Origin of the sequence: Aridibaculum aurantiacum, from assembly GCF_017355875.1 — a bacterium.
GTDB classification, from domain to species: domain Bacteria; phylum Bacteroidota; class Bacteroidia; order Chitinophagales; family Chitinophagaceae; genus Segetibacter; species Segetibacter aurantiacus.
Window position 1 is genome coordinate 212,507 of the sequence record NZ_JAFEWC010000003.1, and the last position, 12,590, is coordinate 225,096.

The window sequence follows — 12,590 nt, forward strand, 5'->3', positions numbered from 1 at the left end:
CAATGAAGAAAGTAACTTCTATAAAATATTTGATTGGATTAGTTATTCCGGTCATGTTCGCTACAGGATGTAAAAAGGAGTTTTTAGAGAAACCTCCAACATCCGCCATTGTTGATGCCGGCTTCTATCAAACCGATGCGCAAGTAATGGCTGGTACAGCATCGCTCTACAACAGGGTATGGTTTGATTACAACGACAAAGCCTATTATAACCTTGGTGACTTCAGGGCGGGTACAGCCTTCTCTGCATGGAACGACAGGGGAAACGTCCTCTTCAATACTACAGGTGATAATGGTGAGAATGGTGCAGCATGGCGTGCATTCTTTAACGTGGTGGCGCAGTCAAATCTTACCATCAACAACATTAACAAGTATGCAGGTGCAGGTGTATCGCCAAGCGTAAAAGCAACGGCTATTGCTGAAGCAAGATTTATGCGTGCTGTAGCTTATCGTTTCCTGGTGAGCAACTGGGGCGAGGTTCCTGTAATTGAGAACAACCTTGAACTGCTTACTGATACTTCACTTCGTAAGCATACTGTTCCTAGCATCTGGCGTTTCATTACCCGTGAAATGCGTGCAGTAGCAGAAAATCTACCTACCACAGCTTCACAGCCTGGCCGCATTACGCGCTGGTCTGCAGAAGGTATGCTGGCCCGTTTTTACCTTACAAGAGCAGGTGTTGAAGCAACTGGTCCTACCGGTAGAAAGCAAGAATTTCTTGATAGTGCAAAATATTATGCACAGCGTGTGATCACCAACAGCGGTGCGCAACTGCTGCCTAATTACGAGAACCTTTTCAAGTTTCCTTACGACAACAACAGGGAAAGTTTGTTTGAGCTGCAGTGGGTATTTGCACCAGGTAGCTGGGGTTTCCAAAATACAGCTCCTGCTTATTTAAACTATGGTCCTGACATTGCCAATGGCGATGGCTGGGGAGGTGATAAAGGAGCAACCTGGTGGATGTTCAAGCAGTACGAAGGATTTACAGCTTCTGGTGATACCATGCTAAGAGGCCGTACACTTGATCAACGCCTGAAAGCTACTTACATGCTGCCTGGCGCTCACTATCCTGAGATAACACAAACATTGAATGGAGTTGACCAGCGTTTGATCTTCCCATATGTAGCCGGTGATGTGAATTTTGCCAGCATCAAAAAATATGTGGTAGGTAAAGCAGAAGATGTAGGAGGAGAAGCCGCTTCACAGAACTATCCTAACAACACATACATGTTGCGTCTTGCAGAAATGTACCTGATCTATGCAGAAGCAGTTTTGGGTAACAGTGCTTCAACTACAGATGCAACAGCATTAGAGTATTTCAATAAAGTGCATACAAGGGCAGGACTTCCTGCTGAAACAGATCCATTGACATTCGATATGATCTTTAGAGAAAGGATATTGGAATTTGCAATGGAAGGTATGGCATGGTACGACTTCGTAAGCCTGCATTACTACAATCCACAGAAAGCTTATAGCATCCTGAACGAGCAGGATAGAGGATACTACAACATCACTCCTGATGCATTCCCTAATCCTACTATGTGGACCATCAAGAAAACTACCTGGCACACTACAGAAAGACAAATAAATGCTAACGCAGGTAACTTCCGTCTGCCTATTCCAAATGTGGAGCTGAGCCAGGCGCCTAATCTTAATAAGCCAGCTGTTGATTATCCATAAGCAGAAAAACTTTTTCCAAAAACATCATTGAAGTCATTATGAAAAAAATACAACAAACGATACTGATGCTTATAATGGCAGTGGCTGTTATAGGTACTTATACATCGTGTAAAAAGGAACAACTTCCTAATGGAGGTGAACCAAGAATAAAGTATGTACGTGTAACGAATCCTGCCTCTGCTGATTCATTACTTGTTGGTGCTGGCCAGGGAAGCTTAATTGCAATAGTAGGTGAGAACCTGCAGGATGCAGTAGAGATATGGTTCAACGATCAACGTGCTACTTTGAATCCGACCTACATTACCAGCACAACCATCCTGGTGAATGTACCGCAGCCGATCCCTACTTCTATCAACAACAAAATGAAGATCATATTCTCCAATGGCAAGCAGCTACTGCACGACTTTGAAGTGCAGATTAGTAAGCCGGTTGTGAGCAGCATGGTGAGCGAATATGTAAATGAGGGAGATATAGCTGTTATTCATGGTAACTATTTCTACGAGCCGCTTTCTGTTCATTTTACAGGTGGTGTTACAGGTACATTGGTATCTGTAACTGACAGGATAATTGAAGTGCGTGTTCCTGCAGGTGCTCAGCCTGGACAGATAACTGTTAAGACGAATTTTGGTGAAACAAAATCAGACTTCTGGTTCAGGGATAACAGGAATATGGTCATCACAAGCGATCCATACGAGGGCTGGTGGAACTCTTCTTATGTTGTTTCAAATCCTGGCCCTAACGATCCTCCAAAGATCAATGGCAACTATATAAGGGTAAAGAAAATGCTGGGCGCATGGAGCTGGAATGAGATAGCTGGTGGACCTGCATCGGCAATGCCTAACCACAGCAAGAATATCCCTGATGCTGCTATCATCAAGCCAGAAGATTACAACCTGAAGTTTGAGATCAATACCATGAAGCCTTACAACAACAGTTGGATAAGGATAAACGTAGGTCTGCAACAGGAAGACAATAACAACTACCTATGGAAGCCTCCATACGATTCAAAAGGTAAATGGAATACTGTTATCATTCCTTTCGAGGATATAGTAGCAAGCTATGCCGTAAGACCTACTGTAAATCCTAACGGTTACTGGACAAGATTGCTTATTCAAGGTCCTGGTGATTTAGATGCAGATATCTCTTTCGACAACTTCAGGGTTGTTCCAAAGGTCATCCGATAACCTATTTACCAGATTATAAACACAACAATAATGATCAAATATATCAACCTACGACTGCTTTCATTGTTATGCCTCCTGGTAGTAGGGGTGGCCGCATGTAAAAAGAATAATGATGTTGGATCTGATGCAGTGGTTCTTTTGAGCTTTGGCCCAACAGGAGCTATGCATGGAGATACCTTACGCTTCATTGGAAACAACCTGAACCGGGTAACAGAAATAACATTTACAGGAAATGGTGCTACTGTAGCTCAATCATCTTTTATACAACAAACACCAGAGCTGGTACTGGTAAGAGTACCGCAGCAAGCGGAAAAAGGTTTTGTAACGCTTAAAACACCACAAGGTGATATCGTTTCTAAAACACAGCTGAACCTGCAGGTAGAATCAACTGTTAGTTCCCTTACGCCACAGGCTCGTCCCGGAGAAAATATTACCATCAATGGTAATTACCTTAACTGGGTAACAAGAGTAGTTTTTGCCAATGATAAAGTGGTTGACACCTTTGTTAGCAGGACAATGACTCAACTGGTAGTAAAGGTGCCTGAAGATGCACAAACAGGTCCGCTAACACTGTTTTATTCTGGTACCGAACCAAAGCAATTCATAACTGCGGATACATTGCGTGTAACTCTTCCAGCTTTTACAACTCTGACTCCAAACCCGGTAAAGCACCAAACTACACTTACTATCAACGGTACTAATCTTGACCTTGTAAGAAGGATCATATTCCCTGGTGTAAGTGCGCATGTTACCACTTTCCTCAGCCAGTCTGCTACACAAATTCAAGTGCGTGTGCCTGCTGCTACAGTAAAAGGAAAACTGCAGTTGGTAGCGGCTTCTGGTGTTGCTGTTCAGTCACCTGTTGACCTGGATGTGATGCTGCCTGCGGTTACTTCCCTTGCACCTAATCCAATCGATCCGGGTGCAAACCTTACCATCACTGGTACCAACCTTGATCTTGTTACTTCTGTATCATTTACCGGTGCACCAGCTGCTGTAACAAATTTTGTTAGCCAGTCAGCTACTCAATTGGTGGTTACTGTTCCTGTTGGTACACTAAAAGGCAAATTGGTATTGGGTGTTTTTAATTCTACACTCACTGTAGAAACACCACAAACACTTGACCTGAATGGTGGTCTGCCTCCTTTAGCAAATTTCAATTTCCCTATTTATACAGATCAGCTACACAATACCTTCCAGAACTGGTCGTATACCGAGGTAGCTGATTTTAGCAGTACATCAGTAGTGCGCCAGGGTACACATTCTATCCGCGCTGTGTATGGTGGAAATACTTACCAGGGTATCACTTTCCATGCAACAACTTCACAGTCTACTGCCGGCTATACTCGCCTTGAGTTCTCTGTGTTTGGCGATGCAAGTATGAATGGAAAGAAACTACAGGTGATCACCAATGGAAACTATGGAGGTCCTGCTCCACAGGTTACCATTGTTGGTGGCGAATGGACAACTTTCAGCGTAACGTTGGCAAGTATGGGTAATCCAACCAGCCTGGATGAGATAGTACTGCAGGCTGCTGGTTTTGCAGGTACTATTCATATTGACCATGTGGGATTACGCTAGTAGATAGGTCACTACTGTATTACAAAATATAAAATCAAAAGCCGGTTCATACAACCTCGGTTACCTGAGCCGGCTTTTGTCTAAACCGAATATTCAATTATCGTTCATCTGTGATCATAATGCGACCCCCATTTATTCTCCTTTTTCTCTGTATGCTTTTCATAACTGCAAGTGGCGTTGCTCAACAATTTGTGCGGGTACAAAATCACCAGTTCATGCTGGATGGAAAACCGTATTACTATGTTGGCACCAACTACTGGTATGGCAGCTACCTGGGTTTGCAGAAAGACAAGAAACGCGGAGTAGAAAGGTTGCAGAAGGAACTTGACTTTCTAAAAACAAATGGCGTTGTAAATCTTAGAGTGCTGGTAGGGGTAGAAGGTACTGGTCAGATAAACGGTGTGCAAAGAGTAAAGCCTGCACTGCAACCGAAGAAGGGTGTTTTTGATGAGACCAAATTGCAAGGCCTCGACCTGTTGCTGCAAGAACTGAACAAGCGAAACATGAAGGCGGTACTTTTTCTCAGCAACAACTGGGAGTGGAGTGGCGGCTTTCTTCAATACCTGAATTGGAATGGACAGATAGCAGATTCTGTTATGCAGCGGAAGTTGAACTGGGATGAACTAAGAGATTATACAAGTAAGTTTTATAGCTGTAGGCCATGTAAAGAGTCTTACCTGGAACAGGTAAGACTGGTGGTAAACAGAACCAACAAATTAACCAACAGGAAGTACATCAACGATCCGGCTATTATGGCGTGGGAACTGGGTAATGAACCACGACCAATGCGTCCTTCAGCTAACGAAGATTATAAGAATTGGATAGCCAATGTAGCAGCATATATCAAATCAGTTGATCGCAATCATCTTGTTACCATTGGTCACGAAGGGAGCATGGCTACCGATGGTGATATGGATTTGTACAGAACGATCCACGCGAATAAAAATATTGACTACGCCACCATTCACATCTGGCCAAAGAACTGGGGATGGTTTAAAGAAGAAACATTAGAAAAAGATTACCCTACGGTAAGGAAGAACACACTTGATTATTTACATAAACACATTGTGGTTGCTACCGAACTGCAGAAGCCACTGGTGTTAGAAGAATTTGGGCTTCCACGCGATCATCATTCTTTTGATCCAACTGCATCTACTAAAGTTCGCGACAACTTATACAGGACCGTACTGAACGAGTGGCAGCGGAATAAAGAGAATAATGATGTGTTGGCTGGCCTCAACTTCTGGGCTTTTGGCGGCACTGCACGACCAATAGCCGGGCAAACATTCTGGAAAGATGGAGATGATTATATGGGCGATCCGCCGATGGAAGAGCAAGGATTGAATACGGTTTTCGACAGCGATTCATCTACATGGAAACTCATTAGTTCTTTTACCAACAGAACCTCCCAGGCAAGTACTACTAAACTTCCATCCGATAAAAAGGCTACAAAGGAAACAGTGAACTTGTACAACAACCTGTTTCGGTTGCTTGACAAAGGCATCATGTTTGGCCACCAGGATGACCTGGCTTATGGTGTAGACTGGAAGTATGTTCCAGGTAAGAGTGATGTAAAAGAGGTAACGGGTGATTATCCTGCAGTATATGGTTGGGAACTTGGCGACCTGGAACTGGGACGGAAGCATAACCTGGATAGTGTTCCATTTGATGCAATGAAAAGGTTCATCAAAGAAGGTTATGCACGAGGTGGTGTAAATACCATCAGTTGGCACAATGCGCATCCGGTAACGGGTAAGAACTCGTGGGATACTACGCACGGTGGTGTAGCAGCAGTATTACCAGGTGGAAGCAAGCATGAGTTATACAAGCAGTGGCTTGATAAACTTGCAGCATTTATGTTATCGCTGAAAGGTGACAAGGGTGAATATATCCCTGTACTGTTTCGTCCTTACCACGAGCTAACCGGCAACTGGTTTTGGTGGACAAAAAACACCTGCACCCCGGATGAATTCAAGCGCTTGTGGATCTTTACTTATGAGTACCTGCAAAAGAATAAAGGCGTTCACAACCTTTTGTACTTATACAACACTGCCGATTTTAAAGACAAAGAAGATTTTCTTGAGCGGTATCCTGGTGATGAGTATGTAGACATGGTAAGCTTCGACACCTACCAGTTTGGTGATCCAATAAAAGATACACGCTTTGCAAAAAGCCTTGATCAACGTTTAGGCATACTAACTGAGATAGCAAGCGAGAAAGATAAATTACCTGCATTGGCAGAAACTGGTTTTGAAGCTACTCCTTATGCTCAATGGTGGACAAAAACATTATGGCCAGCCGTTGCTAACCACAAAATTTCTTATATCCTTCTTTGGAGAAATGCTGGCCTTCACAACGGTAAGTGGCACTACTATACACCTAAGAGAGGTGATGTATCAGAGGAAGATTTCAAGCGGTTTTACAACAACCCGAAGACATTGTTTCAAAAGGAAGTAAGTAAAGAAAAGCTGTATAGTAAGAACGGTAATCAATAACAATGAAAATGATTAACAACTATAAGGTTGCTCATAAGGTGCTAGTAGTAATGTGTGCAGCAGCATGTATAGCTTGTAATAAAAAAGATGATTGGACTGTAGGTACTACCGGTCTTGGTACACAGCCAGAACCTATACCAACATTGGCTACGGTAAAATCGTGGCTGGTAGATAAGAATGCAACCAACGAAACAGCAGCATTATTTTACAACCTGAAAAAACTAGCTAAAACAAATGTATTGTTTGGGCACCAGGATGCTACGAAACGAGGTGTTACAAATGCCAATACGCAGTGGGCCAACGAACAGCATTTGCCTTCAGTATCATCGCAAAAATCGGATGTGAAGGATGTAACAGGCAGCTACCCTGCAGTATACGGCCACGACTTCCTGCACATCGCCAACTTTCAAACCGGCAACTGGTTTAGTTATGAAGCGCAGATAGCAAAGCAGCTTACAATAGAAGCATACAATAGAGGTGGTGTCAACACTTTTGCATGGCATTATCAAAACCCGGTTTCGCAAGGAAGTTTCTACTGGGCACAGTCACCTGTAGTTGCTGTTAACAAAATCATCCCCGGTGGCAGCCACCACCAGGTGTATAAAAATTCTTTGAAAACCATTGGTGATTTTGCGAAATCATTGGTTGGTGCAGATGGCAAGCTTGTGCCCGTTATATTTCGTCCCTTTCACGAATTTGATGGTGATTGGTTTTGGTGGGGCGCTGCGCATTGCACACCTGCTGAATACAAGACGCTCTTCCAGTTTACTGTTACGTATCTGCGCGATAGTCTGAACGTTCGCAACTTTTTGTATGGCTGGTCGCCTGATAAAAATTTTACGAGTGAAGCGCAATACCTGGAGCGCTACCCAGGCGATGCATATGTAGACCTTGTGGGCGTAGATAATTATGGCGACCTCGCTACCAATATTTCGAATTCAGTTGCATCATCCAAACTGGTGATAGTTTCTAATTATGCTAAGAAGGCAAACAAGATAGCAGCGCTTACCGAGACAGGTTTGCAAAACCTGACACAAACAAACTGGTATACGCAAAAGCTACAGGCAGTATTGCAACTAAATAAAGTAGAGATAGCTTATGCATTGGTTTGGGCCAATACCACCAGCGCATTTTGGACACCTTATGTAGGTCATGCAGCAGCGCCTGATTTCAACACGTTCAAGAACAGTGAGTATATCATGTTTGGCGATGAAGCGCCGAAGATGTACGAATTAAAATAGCATGAGCGGGATAATACAAATATCAAGAGGAGCAATAGCAGTTAGCCTGGTGATGCTATTGGGTTGCAATAGTGCTAAACAGGCAGGAACGATTACGCCAACGGGAATAGCGGCAACTAATACCATTGATAGAAATGCTACTCCAGAAACGAAAGCACTTTTCAAAAACCTGATGCAGCTATCAAAGAACCATACACTGTTTGGTCACCAGCATGCGACGGAATATGGACATGGATGGGCAGGCGATGCAGACAGATCCGACGTTAAATCAGTGACCGGTTCACACCCTGCTGTTATAGGTGTTGACTTAAGTGGATTTTCTGGAAGGCCTGCGGCGGCTATAGAAAAGACTAAAGAAGAATTACGTAAGACGGTAGCAGACACATACAACCGTGGCGGTGTAGTTACTGTAGCCTGGCATTTCTCTAATCCTATAGCAGGTGGTGGTTTTTATTGGAAAGATTCGGTTTCATTACCTGCTGTCCGGTATATCATTCCGGGAGGTAGTGCTAACCAACAGTATAAAGAAATACTACGTGGCATAGGTGAATGGGCTAAAAGTACACGCGGTAATGATGGCAAGCTGGTGCCTATGATCTTTCGCCCATTTCACGAGTTCGATGGAGATTGGTTTTGGTGGGGTAAATCGCACAGCACAAAAGAAGAGTTTGTAACGCTCTGGAAGTTCACTGTTTCTTATTTAAGAGATAGTATAGGGGTCCATAATTTTTTGTATGCCTTTTCACCGGATAACAAGTTCGAAACAGAAGAAGAGTTCTTAGAAAGATATCCTGGTGATGAGTGGGTGGACATGGTAGGGATGGATAACTACGGCGACATGGGAAGGGATGGAAAATACAATGTAGCAAGAGCCACCAAGCTGTTGAAGATAATTTCAGACTATGCTAAGAAAGCAGGCAAGTTAGCAGCCTTTACAGAGACAGGTTTGGAGTCAATTCCTCATCCAACATGGTGGACAGATGTGCTGCTAAAGGTGATGAAGGAGCCGGGTATTCAACTATGTTATGTGCTGGTATGGCGGAATGATAGAACAAGTCCAACGCATTATTATGCACCCTTCCCGGGGCAGGGCAGTGTTCCTGATTTCATGAAGTTTTACAACGACCCGTACACTTTGTTTGAAAAGGATCTACCGAAGATGTATGAGTAGTGTGGTGAGTTGTGAGTAGTGTGGTGAGTTGTGAGATGTGAGTTGTCTAAATGTGAGATGTGAGATGTGAATGATGAATTGTGAATGGTGAGTTTTCAAATAGCCGCCGGGCTTAAGCCGGTGGTTGGAAAATGTTTCAATCAATAGCCGCCGGCTTTAGCCGATGGGAAGAATATAGATGAAGGTGAGATTTCAATCAATAGCCGCTGGCTTTAGCCGGTGGATAGAAAAATGTTTCAATCAATTGCCGCCGGCTTTAGCCGGCGGAAAAGAAAATAGATGAAGGTGAAATTTGAATCAATAGCCGCCGGCTTCAGCCGGCGGAAAAAAATATCAATCAAAATTGGGCTTTAGCCCAATAAAGCAAAAGGTAGAAAACAGCACATTAAAAAATTACAGTACAAGTGTGCGACGCAACAGAAGCAAAATAGTAGCACAATAGCCCAGGCCCAAAAACAAAAAAAAGGATGACTGAACCATTAAAATTAAAAGAAAAAGTAGGTTATGGATTTGGCGACTTCGCCTCGTCCATGTTCTGGAAATTGTTTTCGGTATACCTGCTGTTTTACTATACCGATGTGATGGGATTAGCTGCGGCTGCGGTAGGTACTATGTTCCTGGTGACGCGTATCTGGGATACCGTGAACGACCCGCTGTTTGGTATTGCTGCCGACAGAACAGAAACCCGCTGGGGTAAGTTTCGCCCGTATATTCTGTGGATGGCGGTGCCTTTTGGATTAATGGGTATTCTCACGTTTACATCACCAGGCTTTTCTACTGCAGGCAACCTGGTGTATGCTTACATCACGTATACCATTATGATGATGGTGTACTCGGCCATCAATGTGCCATATGCATCGCTGATGGGAGTGATGACACCAAACATCAAGGACAGAACAACGCTTTCAACCTTCCGTTTCATTTTTGCTTTTGCAGGTAGTATACTGGTGCTGGCATGTGCAGAGCCATTGGTGGATGTATTTGGTAAAACTGCAGGCGGTACTGCTGACCTTGAGCGCGGCTGGCAATGGACACTGGTGGTGTTTGCCATCATAGCATCTACCTTATTCTACTTCACCTTTGCCTGGACAAAAGAGCGTGTGAAGCCGCCAAAGGAGCAGGAGACATCGCTGAAGGAAGACCTGAAAGACCTGTCGAAGAATAAGCCGTGGTTCATACTGTTAGGAGCTGGCGTGTTTACCTTAATCTTCAACTCGCTGCGTGATGGTTCAGCTATATACTATTTCAAATACTACTTCGCTAACCAACAAGCCTTCATGCTGCCTGGTTTTGATGTAGCGATCAACTATAGCACTTTGTACCTGGTGCTGGGACAAGCCGCAAATATCATAGGTGTTGTATTGGCCAAACCAATATCAGATAAAATAGGAAAGAAGAACACCTTTTTGTATGCGATGCTACTGGCGTCGGCGCTCAGCTGCATCTTCTTTACGTTTAGCGAGAACGACTTAATGCTCATATTTTCTTTCCAATTCTTGATAAGCATATGTGCAGGTACCGTGTTCCCATTGCTATGGAGTATGTATGCCGACATTGCTGATTACTCCGAATACAGAACAGGTAGAAGAGCAACAGGATTGATATTTTCTTCCTCGTCAATGTCGCAAAAATTGGGATGGACATTAGGAGGAGCATTAACCGGTTGGCTGCTGGCGGTGTGGGGTTTTGAAGCCAATGCCGTTCAATCTGCAGAGGCACAAACAGGTATCAGGATGATGTTGAGTTTTATACCTGCTGCAGGGGCATTACTATCAGCTGCATTCATTGTTTTCTACAAGCTAAGCGACTCGTTTATGCTGGAAGTAAGCAATGACCTGGTAGCAAGAAGGAATGAAGAGAAAGTGATAGCACTACCAGAACTGGTTTAGAAACATTTTTAAAAACAACTAGAGGAATATATTTTTTAACACCGTGAGGTAGATAAACAACTACTACAATGAGGTCAGAGTTTTTATGCAGGCTGCAGGCTTTGCAAAAAGCGCATACGGAGCTGGTAGAAAGAAAAAATAAAAAAGAAGTGATAGGCAATGGCGTGTATGACAGGTATGAATATCCTGTTGTTACAGCCCAACATATTCCTTTGAACTGGAAGTATGATTTGAATGAAGACTCCAATCCTTACCTGATGGAGCGCTTCGGCATCAATGCCACTTTCAACAGTGGAGCCATTAAGTTAGATGGTAAGTATTGTCTTGTGGTTCGGGTGGAAGGTCTTGATCGTAAATCGTTTTTTGCCGTTGCTGAAAGTGATAATGGAATTGATGGATTCAGGTTCAGGTCGCATCCTATTACTATGCCTGAAACAGATGTACCTGATACAAATGTCTATGACATGCGCGTGGTGCAGCATGAAGATGGCTGGATATATGGACTGTTTTGTACAGAGCGGAAAGATCCTGGTGCAGCACCTGGAGATCAATCTGCGGCTATTGCGCAATGTGGTATTGCACGTACAAAAGACCTGGATACATGGGAGCGTTTACCTGATTTGAGAACACCATCACCACAACAACGAAATGTTGTTTTGCATCCTGAATTTGTGAAAGGTAAATATGCTTTTTATACAAGGCCGCAGGATAGTTTTATAGAAGCAGGTAAAGGTGGTGGCATTGGGTTTGGCCTGAGTGATGATATCAATGGTGCCATTGTACCACACGAGGAGGTAATAGATCCAAAGACATATCATACAGTGTATGAAGCTAAGAATGGTTTAGGTCCTGCACCTATAAGAACAGAACATGGATGGCTTCACCTGGCTCATGGTGTGCGTAATACTGCAGCGGGCTTACGCTACGTCTTGTACATGTTCATGACTGACCTTCATGATCTAACCAAAGTGATACATAAGCCTGCTGGTTATTTTATGGCACCTGAAGGTGAAGAGCGGATTGGTGATGTATCGAATGTTCTTTTTGCTAACGGATGGATAGCTGATGACGACGGAACAGTCCTCATTTATTATGCTTCATCTGATACACGCCAGCATGTAGCCACATCTACCATTGATAAACTTGTGGACTATGTAATGAACACGCCGGAAGATGGATTACGTTCTGCTGCAAGTGTGAATACCATCAACAACATAATAAACAACAACCAACATTTATCAGCAACAGAGAAGCAGGTTAAACCTGTGTTAGCTGAAACTTTTTCTCATGCAAGCAATCGTTAAGGTTTAATGAAAGGGAGCCCATTTCTATTGGCTCCCTCTATTTTAG

8 protein-coding genes are annotated in these 12,590 nt (G+C 43.5%); all 8 read left to right on the plus strand.

What is annotated here, in order from left to right; translation table 11 throughout:
* Positions 1-2 precede the first annotated feature (2 nt).
* The 8 genes from J4N22_RS14725 to J4N22_RS14760 all read left to right on the plus strand — a co-directional run bounded on the left by J4N22_RS14725 (position 3) and on the right by J4N22_RS14760 (position 12,544).
* Positions 3-1,679, plus strand: coding sequence for a RagB/SusD family nutrient uptake outer membrane protein (locus J4N22_RS14725; protein ID WP_207495789.1), 1,677 nt, complete (start codon positions 3-5; stop codon positions 1,677-1,679).
* Between the two features lie 38 nt (positions 1,680-1,717).
* Positions 1,718-2,863, plus strand: a complete 1,146-nt coding sequence (locus J4N22_RS14730; RefSeq protein WP_207495793.1) for a glycan-binding surface protein — start codon at positions 1,718-1,720, stop codon at positions 2,861-2,863.
* Between the two features lie 30 nt (positions 2,864-2,893).
* A complete protein-coding gene (locus tag J4N22_RS14735; RefSeq protein WP_207495797.1) occupies positions 2,894-4,444 on the plus strand; it encodes an IPT/TIG domain-containing protein in 1,551 nt (516 codons plus the stop codon).
* Between the two features lie 152 nt (positions 4,445-4,596).
* Positions 4,597-6,939 carry a glycosyl hydrolase gene (locus tag J4N22_RS14740; RefSeq protein WP_207495798.1) on the plus strand — a complete coding sequence of 781 codons (2,343 nt, stop codon included), beginning with the start codon at positions 4,597-4,599 and terminating at the stop codon, positions 6,937-6,939.
* Positions 6,940-6,941: 2 nt separating this feature from the next.
* Positions 6,942-8,180 (plus strand): glycoside hydrolase family 26 protein, encoded by a 1,239-nt coding sequence (locus J4N22_RS14745; protein WP_207495799.1) that lies wholly within the window; start codon positions 6,942-6,944, stop codon positions 8,178-8,180.
* 1 nt (position 8,181) lies between these two features.
* Positions 8,182-9,351 carry a glycoside hydrolase family 26 protein gene (locus J4N22_RS14750; protein ID WP_207495800.1) on the plus strand — a complete coding sequence of 390 codons (1,170 nt, stop codon included), beginning with the start codon at positions 8,182-8,184 and terminating at the stop codon, positions 9,349-9,351.
* A gap of 467 nt (positions 9,352-9,818) precedes the next feature.
* Positions 9,819-11,240, plus strand: a complete 1,422-nt coding sequence (locus J4N22_RS14755) for an MFS transporter (protein ID WP_207495801.1) — start codon at positions 9,819-9,821, stop codon at positions 11,238-11,240.
* A gap of 68 nt (positions 11,241-11,308) precedes the next feature.
* Entirely contained in the window at positions 11,309-12,544 is a 1,236-nt protein-coding gene (locus J4N22_RS14760) for a glycoside hydrolase family 130 protein (RefSeq protein WP_207495802.1), read from the plus strand.
* Positions 12,545-12,590: the final 46 nt, after the last annotated feature.